This is a genomic window from Microbacterium sp. bgisy207, from assembly GCF_965345035.1.
GTDB lineage: Bacteria > Actinomycetota > Actinomycetes > Actinomycetales > Microbacteriaceae > Microbacterium.
The window spans coordinates 154,696-170,848 of the sequence record NZ_CBDRMG010000007.1 but is presented as its reverse complement, the minus strand read 5'-3'; the positions used below and the strand labels follow the sequence as shown (position 1 = coordinate 170,848).

Annotated in this window: 18 protein-coding genes, 1 tRNA gene and 1 other RNA gene; 9 read left to right on the top strand and 11 right to left on the bottom strand. The window is 68.0% G+C overall.

Going from position 1 to position 16,153, the window contains the following annotated elements; genetic code table 11:
• Nucleotides 1–14 precede the first annotated feature (14 nt).
• A complete protein-coding gene (locus ACSGC5_RS08760) occupies nucleotides 15–1,217 on the bottom strand; it encodes a substrate-binding domain-containing protein (RefSeq protein WP_434970256.1) in 1,203 nt (400 codons plus the stop codon).
• Nucleotides 1,218–1,647: 430 nt separating this feature from the next.
• Nucleotides 1,648–1,723, bottom strand: a tRNA-Lys gene (locus tag ACSGC5_RS08755).
• An 82-nt stretch (nucleotides 1,724–1,805) separates the two neighbouring features.
• On the opposite strand from ACSGC5_RS08755, the gene ACSGC5_RS08750 reads away from it, so the two are divergent.
• From ACSGC5_RS08750 to ACSGC5_RS08725, 6 genes are all read left to right on the top strand, one after another.
• Nucleotides 1,806–2,669: an inositol monophosphatase family protein gene (locus ACSGC5_RS08750; RefSeq protein WP_434970255.1), complete on the top strand. Its 864-nt coding sequence runs from the start codon at nucleotides 1,806–1,808 to the stop codon at nucleotides 2,667–2,669.
• Nucleotides 2,666–3,247: a hypothetical protein gene (locus ACSGC5_RS08745; RefSeq protein WP_434970254.1), complete on the top strand. Its 582-nt coding sequence runs from the start codon at nucleotides 2,666–2,668 to the stop codon at nucleotides 3,245–3,247. Before ACSGC5_RS08750 ends, ACSGC5_RS08745 begins: the two co-directional genes overlap by 4 nt.
• A 55-nt stretch (nucleotides 3,248–3,302) precedes the next feature.
• Nucleotides 3,303–3,755 (top strand): hypothetical protein, encoded by a 453-nt coding sequence (locus ACSGC5_RS08740; protein WP_434970253.1) that lies wholly within the window; start codon nucleotides 3,303–3,305, stop codon nucleotides 3,753–3,755.
• Nucleotides 3,756–3,834: 79 nt separating this feature from the next.
• Nucleotides 3,835–5,628, top strand: coding sequence for a TIGR03767 family metallophosphoesterase (locus ACSGC5_RS08735; RefSeq protein ID WP_434970252.1), 1,794 nt, complete (start codon nucleotides 3,835–3,837; stop codon nucleotides 5,626–5,628).
• Nucleotides 5,625–5,975 (top strand): hypothetical protein, encoded by a 351-nt coding sequence (locus ACSGC5_RS08730; protein ID WP_434970251.1) that lies wholly within the window; start codon nucleotides 5,625–5,627, stop codon nucleotides 5,973–5,975. Before ACSGC5_RS08735 ends, ACSGC5_RS08730 begins: the two co-directional genes overlap by 4 nt.
• Nucleotides 5,972–6,553 carry a hypothetical protein gene (locus ACSGC5_RS08725; RefSeq protein WP_434970250.1) on the top strand — a complete coding sequence of 194 codons (582 nt, stop codon included), beginning with the start codon at nucleotides 5,972–5,974 and terminating at the stop codon, nucleotides 6,551–6,553. Before ACSGC5_RS08730 ends, ACSGC5_RS08725 begins: the two co-directional genes overlap by 4 nt.
• A 36-nt stretch (nucleotides 6,554–6,589) precedes the next feature.
• On the opposite strand, the gene ACSGC5_RS08720 is transcribed toward ACSGC5_RS08725, so the two are convergent.
• Nucleotides 6,590–6,934 (bottom strand): hypothetical protein, encoded by a 345-nt coding sequence (locus tag ACSGC5_RS08720; RefSeq protein WP_434970249.1) that lies wholly within the window; start codon nucleotides 6,932–6,934, stop codon nucleotides 6,590–6,592.
• Between the two features lie 56 nt (nucleotides 6,935–6,990).
• On the opposite strand from ACSGC5_RS08720, the gene ACSGC5_RS08715 reads away from it, so the two are divergent.
• Both ACSGC5_RS08715 and ACSGC5_RS08710 read left to right on the top strand, forming a co-directional pair.
• On the top strand, nucleotides 6,991–8,685 hold the full coding sequence (locus ACSGC5_RS08715; protein ID WP_434970248.1) for an ABC1 kinase family protein: 1,695 nt from the start codon (nucleotides 6,991–6,993) through the stop codon (nucleotides 8,683–8,685).
• Between the two features lie 43 nt (nucleotides 8,686–8,728).
• A complete protein-coding gene (locus ACSGC5_RS08710; protein ID WP_434970247.1) occupies nucleotides 8,729–10,051 on the top strand; it encodes a flavin monoamine oxidase family protein in 1,323 nt (440 codons plus the stop codon).
• A gap of 23 nt (nucleotides 10,052–10,074) precedes the next feature.
• On the opposite strand, the gene ACSGC5_RS08705 is transcribed toward ACSGC5_RS08710, so the two are convergent.
• The 6 genes from ACSGC5_RS08705 to ssrA form a co-directional block, all read right to left on the bottom strand.
• Nucleotides 10,075–10,914, bottom strand: a complete 840-nt coding sequence (locus ACSGC5_RS08705) for an anti-sigma factor domain-containing protein (RefSeq protein WP_434970246.1) — start codon at nucleotides 10,912–10,914, stop codon at nucleotides 10,075–10,077.
• The gene (locus ACSGC5_RS08700) at nucleotides 10,901–11,470 is read right to left on the bottom strand and encodes an RNA polymerase sigma factor (RefSeq protein WP_434970245.1); all 570 of its coding nucleotides are present in this window, start codon (nucleotides 11,468–11,470) and stop codon (nucleotides 10,901–10,903) included. The genes ACSGC5_RS08705 and ACSGC5_RS08700 overlap by 14 nt, the downstream gene beginning before the upstream one ends.
• A gap of 5 nt (nucleotides 11,471–11,475) precedes the next feature.
• A complete protein-coding gene (locus ACSGC5_RS08695) occupies nucleotides 11,476–12,141 on the bottom strand; it encodes a class F sortase (protein WP_434970244.1) in 666 nt (221 codons plus the stop codon).
• Nucleotides 12,141–12,968, bottom strand: a complete 828-nt coding sequence (locus tag ACSGC5_RS08690; RefSeq protein WP_434970243.1) for a DUF4397 domain-containing protein — start codon at nucleotides 12,966–12,968, stop codon at nucleotides 12,141–12,143. Before ACSGC5_RS08690 ends, ACSGC5_RS08695 begins: the two co-directional genes overlap by 1 nt.
• A 136-nt stretch (nucleotides 12,969–13,104) precedes the next feature.
• The gene (locus ACSGC5_RS08685; RefSeq protein ID WP_434970242.1) at nucleotides 13,105–13,956 is read right to left on the bottom strand and encodes a sulfurtransferase; all 852 of its coding nucleotides are present in this window, start codon (nucleotides 13,954–13,956) and stop codon (nucleotides 13,105–13,107) included.
• Between the two features lie 120 nt (nucleotides 13,957–14,076).
• Nucleotides 14,077–14,448, bottom strand: a transfer-messenger RNA (tmRNA) gene (ssrA, locus tag ACSGC5_RS08680).
• A gap of 160 nt (nucleotides 14,449–14,608) precedes the next feature.
• On the opposite strand from ssrA, the gene ACSGC5_RS08675 reads away from it, so the two are divergent.
• On the top strand, nucleotides 14,609–15,274 hold the full coding sequence (locus ACSGC5_RS08675; protein ID WP_434970241.1) for an SIMPL domain-containing protein: 666 nt from the start codon (nucleotides 14,609–14,611) through the stop codon (nucleotides 15,272–15,274).
• A gap of 11 nt (nucleotides 15,275–15,285) precedes the next feature.
• On the opposite strand, the gene smpB is transcribed toward ACSGC5_RS08675, so the two are convergent.
• Together smpB and ACSGC5_RS08665 are read right to left on the bottom strand one after the other, a co-directional pair.
• Entirely contained in the window at nucleotides 15,286–15,762 is a 477-nt protein-coding gene (smpB, locus tag ACSGC5_RS08670; protein ID WP_434970240.1) for an SsrA-binding protein SmpB, read from the bottom strand.
• Between the two features lie 53 nt (nucleotides 15,763–15,815).
• Nucleotides 15,816–16,148, bottom strand: coding sequence for a hypothetical protein (locus tag ACSGC5_RS08665; RefSeq protein WP_434970239.1), 333 nt, complete (start codon nucleotides 16,146–16,148; stop codon nucleotides 15,816–15,818).
• Nucleotides 16,149–16,153 lie beyond the last annotated feature (5 nt).

Sequence of the window (16,153 nt, the reverse complement as noted above, 5' to 3'; positions counted from 1 at the left end):
TTTCGGTCGACCTCTTACTGCGCTTCGGCCGGAGCTACCGCGTCGGCGGCGACCGTGTCGACCAACTCGGGGACGAAGGTGTCGCCGTCGGCAACGAGCTTGACCTGGTACATCTCCTGCAGAAGGGCGTGGTCGCCGGCTCGCACCGTCAGGGTGCCCTTGGGGCCATCGAAGGAGTAGCCCTCGAGAGCGGAGATCATCGCATCGACGTCGCCCTGCCCCTCTTCGATCGCGTGGACGATCATGAGCGCTGCGTTGAAGCCATCCGGGCTGAACAGGTCGGGGGTGCACCCGTCCTCCTCGAGGAGGCTGATCATCTCGGTGTTGACGGAGTTGTCAGGGGCGCCGGGGAAGTAGTAGTTCAAGAAGTTGATCTTCTCGGAGGCTTCGCCGTAGGCACCGAAGGTCGCGGAGTCGCCGAGTCCCGTGACCACCGGGATCGCGTCGAGCACTCCCTGCTGGCTCATCGCCTGCCACATCGCGCCTGAGGTGGCACCTGCCCACGCGACGAACACGAGATCGGGGCTTCCCGCGAGAACCTGCTGCGCGAACGGCGTGAACTCCGTTACGTCTTCGGCCACGAGCACCGAGTTCACCGTGGCACCCTGGCCGCCGAGGATCGCCTCGACGGCGGCGACGTTGCCCTGCCCGAACGCGGTGTCCTGCGCGAACACCGTCACGGTCTTGCCGGCGATGTCGTCGAGGAAGGTCCCGGCCGTTGCCACATCCTGCGAGCTCTGACGTCCCGAGCGGAACGTGTAGTCGTTGATGCCGGTGATCGCGTCGGCAGCGGCCGGTCCGGCGATGTAGAGCACCTTGTTCTGCTCCGCCTGCTCTGCGACCGCGAGTGCGACACCCGAGGACACCGTGCCGGCGATGATGTTCACCCCGTCACCGATCAGTTCCTTGACGGCAGTGACGGCCTTGTCGGGGTCACCGGCATCGTCACGGTACTCGACGTTGATGGTGGTGCCGTTGATCTCGTTCGTACCGTCGGTCGCGTAGGCCAGACCAGCACGGAGACCGCAGAGGTACTGCTCGCCGTAGCCGGCAAGCGCACCGCTCTCGCTCGAGACGATGCCGACCGTGACCTCGGACGGTCCCGTCGTCTGGTCGCCTCCGGCGCCGCCGCCGTCGGACTGCGGCGCACAGGCCGCCATAACAAGGGCGCTGGTGGCGACCACCGTGCCCAGGAGCAACTTCTTCGTAACCCGCATGTGCGTGCCTTTCACCGTTGGAAGGGGCATACCTGAAAGCTGATTCAGGTAACGTCTACAGTAGGTGACGGCGGCATCAAGGGCAAGTTTCAGCGCGCGCTCGTCGGCATCCGTTATGGATTCGCGACCCGGGCCGGTTCGCGACCCGCGCAGCCTTGTTCGGTTGCCGCGACACGCCGTGCAGACGCCGGCGTCGCCGCACATCGCGGCAATCGAACGCCGTCGGCGAGACCGAAAACGAAGACGCGGCCCGGGGAGTGAACTCACCCGGGCCGCCTTCTCCGCGATTACCCGAATACCGCGAAGGTGTTGCTCTCCAGAGAATCTACCTTCGGAGTCGGCTATGTGAACGCTATGTGAGAGCACTCTCACGGCGCTTTGAGCAAGACGGCAGGCGTCCGAATGCGGGAGCGACTCCCCGCGGAAAGTATGGTGCGCCCCCAGGGACTTGAACCCTGAACCCACTGATTAAGAGTCAGTTGCTCTGCCGATTGAGCTAGAGGCGCGGAGGTACGTACCGCGCAGAGCGCACGGCGAACCGAGGGTCAACTCTATCATCACGATGAGGTCACCCGGAAATCGCTCAGGATGCCGCCACCTATCCTTGATCGTGTGACCTCCTCCCCCGTGACGAATCGTTTTGACGCACCCTTCGACGGTGACCTCGCGACGGAGTTGACGCTCGCGTTGCGCCTGGCAGATGCGGCCGACGCCGTGTCGATGGAACGCTTCGATGCGGCCGATCTCGACATCCGTGTCAAGGCGGATGCGTCGCACGTCACGGAGGCAGATCTGGCGACCGAGCGGGCGATCCGCGACATCCTGGCCGCCGAGCGACCCGAGGACGGGGTGTTCGGCGAGGAGTTCGGATCGTCGGGAGACGCGCCGCGGCAGTGGATCATCGATCCGATCGACGGGACCGCGAACTACCTCAAGGGAATCCCCATGTGGGCGACCCTGATCGCGCTCGCGATCGATGGGGTTCCCCGCGTCGGGGTCGTAAGCCAGCCGGCGATCGGTCGGCGCTGGTGGGGCGCCACCGGACTCGGCGCCTGGACGGCGGCGCCATCGGGCGAGGCGAAACCGCTGCGGGTGTCGGAGGTCGATGCGATCGAGCGGGCGAGTGTCAGCTTCCAAAGCATCCGTCAGTGGGACGACGCCGGGCGACTCGACGACCTGACCCGCCTCACGCGCGCCGTGTGGCGGGACCGCGGGTACGGGGACGCGTGGCCGTACATGCTGCTGGCAGAAGGCCGGCTCGAGATGGTCGCCGAGTTCGGCGTGAAGGAGTACGACATCGCCCCCTACGTCCCGATCCTGCAGGAGGCCGGCGGCCGGTTCACCGCGATCGACGGACGCCACACGCTGAGCGACCGCTCCGGTATCGCGACCAACGGCATCCTGCACGACGCGTTCATCGCCCTGCTGCACGGTGAGGAGTCCGCGCAGTGACATCCGGACCGATCCGACCTGCCCTTCTCGCGGTGGCCGTGCTCGGCGTGCTCGGTCTCGCCGCCTGCTCCACGACCCCCGCACCAGATCCGACCGGCCCCACGACGCCGTCGGCGCCGAGCGCTGCGCCGATCGCGACTCCGGATGCCTCCCCCGCACCCACCGCGGATGCCGCCGCACCGACGTGCGAGACCCTCATCTCGACGTCACTGGTGGAGGAGCTGAGAGGGTACGGCTGGACCGCGCAAGCGGAGGACTTCCTCGTCGGTGCGACGGTCGTCGAAGACGGCTTGCAGTGCACATGGGCGGACTTCGACGGCCCTGCGACCGACAACCTCCTGCTGTTCGGCTGGGCGCCTGTCGTCGCCAGCGAGGCGACGCGGCTGCAATCCGAGCTGATCGCCCAAGGCTGGATCCGAGAGGACGGCGAGCAAGGGACCTACATCACCGCCAACCCCGACTACGCCGTCGCCCTGGACGAGGACGGATATGGGATGACGTATCTGTTCGGGGACGGATGGGTGACCGTCGCGTTGACTAAGCAGGGCCTCGTGCTCATCGAGCGCCCAGACGCCTGACTCCGGTGCTGTCAACCCGCTCGCGTGGGAGGCGCCTTCCGGGTGCACTGGGACCATGTCCTCCTCGATCCTCGCTCGCGCGGTGCGCGGCGCTGTTGCCGGAGCCACCGCTACCGTCCCGATGACGGGTGTCTTCCTCTCTGCCCGCGCCAGAGGCGCGATCGACACGCTGCCTCCGACGCTCATCCTGCAGCGACTGGTCGGCCCCACGCGCCGCCGCGACCGGAGCGCCGAAGTGACGCGATGGGCGATGGTGCTCCATGTCGCCTACGGCGCGGGTGCGGGAGCCGCTTTCGCGGTGCTGGCGCCGGGAGCTCACGGGAGACGGGCAGTCCTCGGGCCGGTCTGGGGCGTGATCGTCTGGCTGATCAGCTACGAAGGATGGCTCCCTGCCGCGGGCATCCTCCCCCCGGCTCACCGCGACCGCCCGCCCCGCGCGAGGGCGATCGTCATTGCCCACATCGTCTGGGGCGGCGCCCTGGGGCTCCTGTCGCGACGCCGATCCTGAACGGCTGCCCCCATCCTGCTCGCCCGTCCGGTCCGATACAGTCAGAGTCATTGTCGCCTGACCCGAACGGACGGCATCGATGCCCGGACTGTCTCGCCGCCACTTCCTCGCTGGCGTCGCCGCGCTCGCGGCCGCCACCGGCATGAACGTCGACCTCCTCGGCCGTAGCCTCGCCGCCCGCGCGCAGTCGACGGCACAGACGGCGGCGAGCATCCCGACGACGCTCCAGCAGACGATCCTGCAGGGCGGGGTCGTGAAGGGCTCGTACCGCGGTTTGACCACCGGACCGGGCGAGCCCTACCTCCCCCGACTCGACATCCTGCGTGCGACACCCTCGAGCACCCGCGCCGGTGCCCGCCGCTCGCTGCTGTATCTCGGACACCTCTCGGATCTGCACGTCATCGACGCACAGTCGCCCGGGCGCATCGAACCGATGATCGTGCAGGACCACTCGGCGTGGGGTTCCGCGTTCCACCCGCAAGACCCCTTGAGTCCGCATGCGACCGCGGCGATGGTGCAGGCGTTCTCGGATGCCCGGTACAGCCCGCTCACCGGCGCGCCGATGAGCGCGGCGATCGTCACCGGCGACTCGGCCGACATGCACTCCCACATGGAGCTGCGCTGGTACATCGATCTGATGGATGGCCTGAGCGTCGACCCTGCCTACGCGAGTTCGACGTATCAGGGTGTGCAAGCGTGGGCGGAAGCCACCTGGGCGTACCGACCTGGTGACCCGAGCGGCGGAGCCTTCGGCGACTACGGGTTCCCGCAGCTTCCGGAGCTGCTCTCGCAGGCCATCGCGAAGCCCGTCGACTCTGTGGGCCTGCCCGCCCCCTGGTACGCCGTGTACGGCAACCACGACACACTGCTGCTCGGCACCTTCAATCTCAGCCCGCAGCTTCACGCTCTGGCGATCGGCGCCCAGAAGTCGTACACGCTCGAGGGCACGGCGGGAACGGCGCTCGGCGGGTGGGCGGCTGCCACCGGCATCCTGCAACAGGCGGTCGACGCCCTCGGGCTCGAGTGGGGTCGGCCGGGCTTCAAGGAGGTCGCGGCGAGCGCCGAGCGTTACCTGTTCGAGCAGCGCGAGTTCATGGCCGAGCACTTCAACACCCAGCCGACGCCAGGCCCCGTGGGCCACGGCTTCACCCAGCACAATCTGGACTCCGGAGAGACCTGGTGGTCAGCCGACCTTTCGCCCAACGTCCGAGGCTTCGGCCTCGACACCTGCAATCAGGTCGCGGGGCCCGACGGCGGCGTTCCCGAGGTGCAGTTCCGGTGGCTGGAAGCGCAACTGCAGCAGGCCCAGGCCGAGAACAAGCTCGTGCTCATCTTCAGCCACCACAACAGCCTCACCCTCGAAAACAAGGCGCAGCGGTTCGATGATCCGCAGAAGCTCTATGGCGCCGAGGAATTCGTGGCGATGCTGCTGAAGTACCCCGTCGTGATCGGGTGGCTCAACGGGCACACGCATCTGAATCAGATCCTCGCGCACGCAGACGGCGAGCGCGGCTTCTGGGAGATCACGACCGCGTCGTGCATCGACTTCCCCCAGCAGCAGCAGGTGGTCGAGATCGTCGACAACCGCGACGGCACCCTTTCGCTGTTCACGACGGTGCTCGATCACGCCTCACCGGCCGTGCCCGGATCGAGCGGCAGCGTCGCCGACCTCGCGTCACGTTCCCGCGAGTTCGCCGCGAACGACTGGGCAGAAAGTCCGATGATGCGTCGCGGCTCGCCGCTGGATCGCAATACGGAACTCCTGCTGAAGGCCCCGTTCGATCTGTCTCGCATTACGGATGCCGCGCTCGAGAAGCAGCACATGACCGAGGCTGCGAGGATCCTCGCCTACGAGACGGAGCGTGGACTGTGAGGCGGCGACTGATCACGGCATCCGTGCTCGCGGCGAGCATGATGGCAGTGGCCGGATGCTCGCAGGTCGAGGCCCTGGCACCGGTCGGTGGAAATCACATGACAGAGATCCGGTACGCCGCGATCGACATCCTGCTCGCGAAGAACATCGACGTGCTCGTCGCACCGGTGTGTGAGCAGTCGGGCGAGGCGGTGTCGTGCACCGGTGAGACGGCAGACGGCGAGGTGATCACCGTTACCTCCCCGGCCGATGCCACCGACACGGTGACCGTGACCGTGGGCAGCGACACGATCTATGACGGGAAGTACTGGGACATCCTGGATGACGCTGTGCGAGGTGAGCTGTGAGCGCGTGGGGTCTGCTCGGTCGCACCTGGCGGATGTGGGTGCCTATCGCCCTGCTGAACACCGTGCTGCAGGCGCTGCTCGTGGTTCCCTTCGCGACGCCCGCGGCATCGGTCGTCTTCGTGCTGCTCGTGCTCGCTTCGCTCGCCGGAGTCGTGGCCAGCGTCGCGCTGATTGCTGCGGCGCTCCGCTCGGCGCTTGCAGGGAGCAGACGATGGCCGACCTGGGGCGAATGGCTCGCGGTGCTGCTGCTCACGGTCGCCGTATCAGCAAGCGCTCTGGTCGCTGCGTGGCTCGTGATCCCGACACTCGCAGTCGCGGCCATCATGCTGCCTGCCGTCTTCGGAGTTCCGCAGCGCACCGCGTGGGGCTTCGGCTTGTTCGCACAGGCACCGCTGCGCGGCGTCCTGCTCACCCTCATGACGTTGGCACTGGCCGCACTGCTGTGGTTCGCAGCGCTCGTGTTCGGATTCTTCGTCACCGGCTGGGTCGGCGCCGCCCTGACGTGGCTGGTCTTCGGGCTCGTCGGCGTTGTTGTTCTCGCGTCCTGGTTCGCGACACCGCGCCGCGATCGGGCCTGACCTAGCCGGTAACGGATGCCTGGGTGTCGGCATCCGTCATGACAGCGCCAATCTGTACAGAAGCGTCTCGGCGGCACCGAAGATGAAGCTGACCTGCATCGCGACCGCAAAAACGGCGCCCAGCGTGTACCAGAACAAGTAGGGGCTGCGGCGCCGCAGGAAGAAGACCCAGAGCCCGACGACAGTCCCGATCGCAACGGTCGCGCCGATCACGGTCGCGAACGCCATCCGCACGAAATCAGCGGCATGCGGTTCGCTCCACGAGTTCGCGGCAATGCCCAAGAGTCCCGGGACGAGCAGGACACCGAGCAGGAGGATCGTTGTTGGCGAGTTCCAGGCCCGATTCCGACGCACCCCGACCTGCGTCTGCGTATCGGTCATGGCCCCACCGTAACCCGGATGACCCGGGGCGCCGCAAGACACGGAAGAATCAGAACGTGAGTTCGTCGCTGTTCGCGCCACCCCGTTTCTCTGACCTCGCTGCCGCAGCGGCGGGCGAGAAGCCCCTGACCTGGCGGCAGCGTCGCGCCCGGTTCCGGCAGATCTGGGGCCTGGCCAGGCGTCACGGACTCCTCCCGCTCCGCAAGCTCGATTTCAGCTACGACCCCGCAACCGCCGACGTTCGCGCACGCCAAGCACGCGGCCTGCGCGAAGCGCTCGAAGAGGCAGGCGGCGGCTTCATCAAGGCCGGGCAGCTCCTCTCCACCCGCGACGACATCCTGCCGACCGAGTGGGTTCGCGAGCTCTCGCGTCTACAGAAGGAAGTGAACCCCGCTCCCCCCACGCAGATCGAAGAGCTCCTCGAACGCGAGCTCGGCGAGCGTCGCGGCAGGTTCGCCAGCTTCGACGTGGAGCCGCTGGCGGCGGCATCCATCGCCCAGGTGCACCGGGCAACCCTGGATGACGGCACCGTCGTCGCCGTGAAAGTGCAGCGCCCCGGCATCCGTGCCCTGCTCGATTGCGACATCGACATCATGCTGCGTCTTGCCGGCTGGGCAACCCGTCGGATCGCGCAGGCCCGCCAGTTCGGTGCGCTCGATATCGCGAAGCAGTACGCGCAGGACCTGCGCAACCAGGCCGATTTCGCGCGCGAGGCGAGCAACCTCGAGAGCCTCGCTCAGTCGGCACGGTCCGCGCGCGACGAGGTGCGCATCCCGCGGATCTTCCCCGATCTGTCCACCGACCGCGTCCTCACGATGGAATTCATCGACGGCGAGACGATCACCGCTCTGCGGCGCGAGGGGCAGACCGACGAGATCGAGGATGCCCTGCGCACGGTCCTGCGCAGCTTCCTGCGTCAGCTGGTGATCGACGGCGTCTTCCACGCCGATCTGCACCCCGGGAACATCATCATCGACCCCGAGGGTGCGCCGGCGCTCATCGACTTCGGCTCGGTGGGCCGGCTCGACCGCGACCTGCGGCAGACGGTCCAGGATCTCGCGATCGCGTTCCTGCAGGGCGACACCCGCCGGGTCGCGGATGCCGCTCTGGCGATCATGCCCCTGGCAAACCCCGCCGACGAACCCGGATTCCGACGTGCCCTCGCCGAGTTCGTCACCCACGACCTCGGCAGCGGTTCCCGCATCACACTCGGCACGATCGACAACGCCAGCGACCTGTTCATCCGCTACGGCAGCGCGCTGCCCGCCGATCTGGTCGCCGCCGGCCGTGCTTTCGCGATCCTCGAGGGGACCCTCCGCACCGCCGCACCGACGATGGATGTCATCGGCGAGTCCCGCGACGCGGCGCAGGCGCTCATCCTGTCGCAGTTGCGGCCGCGGGCACTTGCCGGGGCGCTCGGACGTTCCGCGCTGGGCGCATTCCCGCGCCTGCGGCGGCTTCCCGATCGACTCGAGACGATCGTCGGCGACCTGGCCGATGGCAAGCTCACCGTGAAGATCCGCCTGTTCGCCGACGACCGGGATCGCCGGGTCGTCACGGGCGTCATCCGCCGAGTCTCGACCGTGATTCTCGGCGGGATGCTGACCGTCGCGTCCCTCGTGATGTTCGTGCTTCCGCCGTTCGAGGGCGGCTCGCTCTCCCCTGTCGCGGCGGGTGTGGCGCTGGCGATCGGGGCTGCCGCGACGTTTGTGACCGCGGCGGTGGATGCCCTGCTGGGGCGCCGCCCCTGACATCCTGGTGCCCGGGCGCACCCGGACAGTGCAGAATCGGGGCATGGAACGCTTTGACACCGTCGTCATCGGCGCCGGGATCGCGGGGCTGACCGCCGCGCGACTTCTCGCTGCGGCGGGCCGCGACGTCGTCATCCTCGAGGCCCGGGACCGCGTCGGTGGACGGGTGCAGACCGATCGCACCGACGGTGAGGTGACCGATCTCGGCGCATCCTGGATCCACGGCGTCACCGACAGCCCCGTCGCGGCGGCAGCCGAAGCGTTCGGGATGCGGACGGTGGAGTTCACGGTCGGTGGCTACCAACCCGACAGCCGAGCGATCGCCTACTACGGCCCGGACGGCCTGCGGCTCTCGGATGCCGAGGCCCACGCTTTCGCGGACGACGTCCACGCCGTCGATGCGGCGCTGGTGGCCGTGATCGCGGCATCCGCGCCCGACGCGTCGTACCGCGATGTCACCGAACAGGCGTTGGCGGACCAGGGATGGGACGCTGAGCGGACCCAGCGGGTGCGCGAGTACCTCGAGCACCGGGCTGAGGAGCAGTACGGCGCCTGGATCGAGGACCTCGCCGCGCACGGCCTCGACGATGACGCGATCGACGGTGATGAGGTCGTCTTTCCGGACGGCTACGACGTGCTCGCCGCGCGACTTACCGAAGGGCTCGACATCCGCCTCGAGCACATCGTCACGCGGGTCGAGTGGTCGGATGACGGGGTCGTCGTCTCGACCGACCGGGGCACGTTCAGCGGCGCCACCGCCGTTGTCACGGTGCCGGTCGGTGTCTTGCGCTCGGATGAGTTCGTCATCCACCCCCCGCTTCCCGAGCCCGTCGCTGGCGCACTGTCGCGCCTGACGATGAACGCGTTCGAGAAGGTGTTCCTGCGCTTCCCGACGAAGTTCTGGGACGAGGGCGTGTACGCCATCCGTCAGCAGGGCCCCGAGAGCCGGGCCTGGCACTCGTGGTACGACCTGACCGCGCTGCACGGCACGCCGACCCTGCTGACCTTCGCCGCCGGACCGACGGCACGTGAGACTGCGGAGTGGGATGCCGAGCGCGTCGTGGCCGACATCCTCACCCAGCTGCGCCGGCTCTATGGTGATCGCGTCGTCGAACCCACGACCGTCGCGATCACGTCGTGGCACGATGATCCGTTCGCGCGCGGGTCGTACGCCTACATGACGCTCGGTTCGACGACGGCCGACCACGACGACCTCGCGACACCGATCGGCGGCGTGCTGCACCTGGCGGGCGAGGCGACGTGGACCGACGATCCCGCGACGGTTCCTGCGGCGATGCTCTCGGGCCACCGCGCCGCCGAGCGGATCGTGGGTCACGACATCCCGATCAAGACCCTCTGGAGCTGACGCGGCGCGGGACGGCCGTGCCGCTAGATGCGCTGCAGCTCGCCCCGCACGATGGAATCGCCGGAGTGTTCCGGTGGACCGCCTTCGGGTTCTGCCGAGATATCGACCAGGACGAACTCGTCGAGGTCGACGTCGTCGGGTATCGGGAACGTCGCAGTCTGGCTGTCGAGGACGCCGAGACTGAGAATCTGGGTGGCATCGGCCGAGATCAGCCACACTTCGCGGAAGGTTCCGGGGATCGGCGCTGCATCGAGGGTGACGACGACGCTGCGCTCGGGACCGGTCTCCTCAACAATCGCTTCGCCGTGCGCTCCGGGATGGTCGGGGAAAGCCAGCAGCTCCGCCGACGCGATCGGTGTGGTTTGCGGCAGTGAAGCCAGTGACCACACTCCTCCGACGACAAGCACCAGCGCCACTGTGGCCGCCAGCGCCCACAGGCCACGGGTCCATCCGCCGGGCCGGCGCTGCGCGCCACGACCGTGCATTTGGACCGCGCGCTCGCGCCGGGGGTGCGCCGGCGCCGCCTCGATCGTGAGAGCATCCGCTTCGGATGCTGCATCCGAGGCCGCGACCGCCGTGTCGGAACCCGATGAGCCCGTCGACGTGCCGGCTGCCGTGTTCGCCACGGGTTCCCCCTCGATGCTCAGGCCGAGTTCGTCGACGATGGAGTCCCACACCCGCGGGGGCGGCGATTCGAGGGCGTCGATGACGATCGTCGAGCGGCCGATCGCCGCGGTGCGGCGCAGCGCATCGACCTCCGCGGAGCACTGCGGGCACTCGTCGAGATGCGCGCGGTCCGCCGCGGTGAGTTCCTGCTCCCCCAAGGCGACGAGAGGGAGGATGTCGGGGTCAAGATGCGACATAGCTCACCTCCAGTCGGTCGCGAAGTCTCGACAGACTCCGCCGGATATGGCTCTTGACTGTTCCCAGCGGCATCCCGAGCCGCTCGGAGATCTGCTGATGCGTGAGGTCATCGTAGAAGGCGAGCTTCACGACGGCCTTCGCATCGGGTTCGAGAAGGTCGATTTCTTCGGCCAACAGTAGTGAATCGCCGAGGTCGACATCCGCGCTGGCGACATCCGGTCCAGCCACTCTCTCCAACTCCTGCTGCAGACGAGCGGCGCGTGAACGGGCTTCGTGGGCATCGGCGATGCGACGACGGGCAATCGATACAAGCCAGGTCGAGAGCATCGACCGGGACGGGTCGAACGTGTCCCGGGACCGCCACGCCGACACGAACGTCTTCTGGGTGACGTCCTCGGCGTCGAGGCGATCACCCAGGGAGCGCAGCGCGATCGTGTAAACGACCGCAGACCAGCGCTCGTACATGTGCGCGAGCGCCCGCTCGTCACCGGCCCGGAAACGGTCGCTCAGTTCGAGGTGTTCCTCGTCCTGCACCGGAGAGACCTCCTGCCTCATGGCAATCACCGCGCCGCGGCATCTGCCGGACGAGCGACGACGACAATGTTGTCTCGGTAGTGGCCGAGCGTGGAATCGAACGGTCCGCCGCAGGTGATGAGCACCAGCGTACGCTCTCCATCCCGTGCGAAAAGGTGGTCAGGGAGCTCACTCTTGACGTACTCGGTAACCGACTCGACGCGGTACGCCCATTCCCGGCCCGACTCGTCTGCGACAGTGACGGCTGCTCCGACACCGAGGTCGCGGAGCCTGCTGAACGGACCGATGCCGTAGGTCGCAGAATCGACGTGAGCTGCGATCACGGTGTTTCCTTCCTCGGATGCCGGTGCCGGGCCAAACCGGTACCACCCGGCGACCGCAGGGTCCTCGGGGATCTCCATGAACCCGTCTGCCAGGACGCCGACCGGAACGACAGGAACGGATACCGAGACATCCGGAACCGTCAACGACTGCGGCTGCGGTGTCAGCGCAACCGCCTGCGGCGCCGCCGAGACGACCGGCACATCGACCGCCGGCCGCGGAGGAGCCGGGGCTGTCGCGCTCGGACTCGGCGGAGCCGGAGGCTGCGCCCCCACCCCGGAGGGGATGAGGGCGCAGCCAGAGAGCAGCGACAAGGCGACGACGGCAGCGGTGCTAGCCGCGGCGGTGCGCACTCGCGCTGAGGTGAGCATCAGCGGCGGGCGACCGAACGAGCGATCAGCACGCCACCGCCCGCGAGAACCGCAGCGGCGACGAGCCCGCCGATGAGCAGACCGCCCTGCATCATGGCGTCCTGCTGGGCCAGCTGTCCGCCGGTTCCAGAGTTCACGCCGCCGGGTGCGGAGTGCAGGCCGTCGATGGTCTGCACGGCGAGGGCGAGGTTGTCGTCATCGAGGCTTCCCCAGGCGTACACGATCGTCAGCTGACCGTCAGCGATCGTGACGTCGGCGGGTCCGAGCAGCGCCGGGCTGGTCGTTCCTGCCGCCACGACGGATGCTGACACCGTGCCTGCTGCCAGGTCGAGCGTCGCCTCGTCGGGGTTGGCAAGTCCTTCAACCACGGCGGTGTCGCCGGCGAGGATGTCGACGGCCGGAGCGGCCGCGACGTGACGCACCGTCAGTCGGCCTTCGCCGGCGGCGGTCTCGCTGATGTCGTTGGTGAACAGCGTCGCGGTGGGGTCACCGGTCTCGGTCAGGTGCGCGACGGCGGTGTAGCTGGTGTTCGCGTCCAGCGTCAGCGTGATCGGGCCGAGCACGGGGCTCGACGCATCAGCAGCATCCGGCGCCGTCAGCGCTACCTCGTAGTCGCCCGCAGGAAGGTCAAGGGGACCGGCGAGGTCACCGGGCTGGAAGTCGTCGATCGTGAGCTCCCCGTTCACGTAGACGTCGACAGGCGTGTCGGGGATGCCGTGCAACACCGACAGGTCGGCACTGGTGTCCGAGATCGCGAAGGCCGGGGTGACGGCACCGAAAGCGAGTAGAGCGCCGGCCGTTGCGCCGGCGAGAAGTGTCTTGCGCATCGTTCCTCCAGGGTCAGGTGGGTCGTTGTTGTCCCACTGACTAGTGATTCCTGGGGAGGAGGCGATTTGGATGCAGCAGTATGGAAAAACTTCGAGCAGCGCTTCCGCGCCGCGTGGTTCCGCGCGTAACGGAGCGTCAGGACTCGGGGACCCCCGGCTCGGCGCCCGTTGCGACCGGGCGATCCGGTGTGTTGGACCACTGGCTCCACGATCCGGGATAGACAGCCACGTCCAGGCCCGCCGCAACCCCCGCAAGCGCCGTGTGCGCCGCCGTCAGACCCGAGCCGCAATACGCAGCGACCGGTGTGAGGTCGCTCACTCCGGCACTCTCGAACGCTGCGCGAATCGCCGCCGGCGACGCGAAACTCTCTCCGTCGAGCACGGCATCGGCGGGCAGGTTCACCGCGCCCGGGATGTGCCCAGCGACGGGATCGAACGGCTCGGACTCTCCGCGATAGCGCTCCGGCGCACGCGCGTCGAGCAGCACTCCGTGCTGCGGCCATGCGGAAGCCTCGTCGATCGAGATGCCCTCATCCAGGTCATCGAGCTCGATCGATCCCGGTTCAGGTGAGACGTCGCCCGTCTCGAGCGGAAGTCCTGCCGCCCGCCACGCCGACAGGCCGCCGTCGAGAACACGGATGTCGCTCATCCCGGCGCCGCGCAGCAGCCACCAGGCCCGCGCCGCCGAGATAGAACGGTAGTCGTCGTAGACGACCACCGTCTCTCCCGCGTGCAACCCCCAGCGGCGGGCGGCATCCTGCAGCGTCTCGCGCGACGGGAGCGGGTGCCGCCCCTGGGACGGCGCACCATGCGTCGCAAGCTCGGTGTCCATGTCGACGTACACCGCACCCGGGAGGTGCCCCGCCCGGTAGTCGTCACGGCCGTCGGGCTTGTCGAGGCGGTATCGCACGTCGAGAAGACGGATGCTGCTTCCGGCCTCGAGCAGATCGTGGAGTTCGTGGGCCGAGATGAGCGGGGAGCCGGGCATAGCAGCATCCTCGCACGCGCGCGAAAACGAAGAGCCTCCTCGACAAGCGCAAACACGCGGATCGAGGAGGCTCACTCCGACAGTGTGACAGCGGCGTCGGCATCCATCTTCTGTGTGCCGTGGTGGAGATGGGGGGAATCGAACCCCCGTCCATCGCTGGGTCATCGCGCCTTCTCCGGGCGCATTCTGTGAAAGCGTTCTGCTCGGCTCCGACCTTTGTCACAGACACCTAAGTCGACAAGCCCAGCCTGGGAGGAGTCCCGCGTGACGTCCAGGCGCCGTCACGCAGCAAGATCCCTTAGATGACGCTAGGAACCGTAGCGGGATCGCCTACGGGCTAACGGACTCGGGCTCGCTGCTCAGGCAGCGAGGGCGAAGTCAGACTGCTTCTTATTGGCAGTTATTTGTTTGCAGGGGGCGTTTACGAGATAACCCCGCATCCTCGGCCCGCTTCTCGCGAATTCGCAGACGATGTCGAAACCGATCATCCCCATGTGCCTCTGCTGAGGCTGTTCCCTCACGTGAGGGGCCGCTGTCACACTGTGGAGTTACGAAGGTTCAGGATGCAAGAGCACCCGAGCGTTACAGGATACAACGGATGCCGCATCCTGCGCATTCCCGGTGCTCAGTTGCACGACGTAGAGTCGCACTCATGCGCGATGTCATCATCACCGTCCGTGGCGAACACCAGACCCGGGTCGCTCCCGAAGAGGCCGTGGCGAGGCTCACGATCCGGACCGAGGGTGAGGAGCGCGCCGACGTCATGGGAAGAGCGACGGATGCCGCAGGCATCCTGCGTGCTGCTCTTACCGCCCGCCAGGACGCGGGAGATATTCGCGAGTGGTCCACCGGCCGCCTGACCGTCCGCTCCGAGCGCCCGTGGAACGCCGAGGGCAAGCAGCTGCCGCTCGCGCACCACGCCGCGCTGGATGTCTCAGCGACCTTCGCCGACCTCGATGCGCTCTCGGGATGGCTCGGCGAGGTCGCCGAACTCGACGCGATCCACGTCGACGGCGTGCAGTGGATGCTGACCGACGCGACCCGCACAGCCGTCGAGGCGGATGTCGCAGCCCAAGCGGTCCGTGTCGCGATGACCCGCGCGACCGCCTACGCCGCCGCGCTCGGGCTCGCGGAGGTTACGGCTGTCGAGGTCGCTGACGTGGGCCTCCTCGGCGGTGGCGCCGCCACCCCTGCATCCGGACCCTCGCCCCGGATGATGATGGCTGCGAGCCCGATGGACTCGGCGAGCTCACTCGAGCTGCAGCCGGCCGACATCGTGGTCAGCGCCGCTGTCGAGGCACGGTTCAGCGCCCGCTGACGGGCCGCGGCTCACTCGCCCAGGCGGTTGCGGGTGCGCATCGCGCGCTCAGCCTCCCGCTTGTCCTGCCGTTCCCGCAGTGTCTGACGCTTGTCGTACTCCGCCTTACCCTTGGCCACGGCGATCTCGACCTTGGCGCGCCCGTCCGAGAAGTAGAGCTTCATCGGGATGAGCGTGTAGCCGCCCGCCGAGACGGCGTGGCTGAGCTTGATGATCTCGTCCTTGTGCAGCAGCAGCTTGCGCACCCGCTTGGCGGCGTGGTTGGTCCAGTGCCCCTGCGAATACTCGGGGATGTGGACGGCGTCGAGAAACGCTTCGCCCGCGTCGATGTATGCGTAGCCGTCCGTGAGATTCGCGCGCCCCTGGCGCAGCGACTTCACCTCGGTGCCGGTGAGCACGAGGCCTGCCTCGTACGTCTTCTCGATGGAGTAGTCGTGGCGCGCGCGACGGTTGGTCGCGATGACCTTCTCTCCGCGTTCACGTGGCATGACTCCTCCTTCCCGGTAGCAGCCCACCAGTCTATCAACCGCCGCGCGGGCGTTCAGGTCGGCGCATTGCCGAACTGAACGGCAAGGAGGGCGAGGAAGATCCAGAGCACGTACCCGATCACGCCCGCGAAGATCGTGACGGCGGCCACCGAGTACCCCCACCCGATGTGCCCAGCGCGCAGGAGGCGACGGATGACGAGGACGGCCAGCACGGTGCTGGCGACAACGGGGAGTCCGAACACGGCCACCGAGATGAGCGGGCCGCCGAGCTGGGCCAGTGCCGCGATTGCGAAGAGGACGAGGGGGCCGAGTCCGAGAATGACGCCCGCCGCACCCCACACCGGCGCCGATCGAACCGGCCGCGCCGCCCTCCGCCCCTGCGCCATCTCGC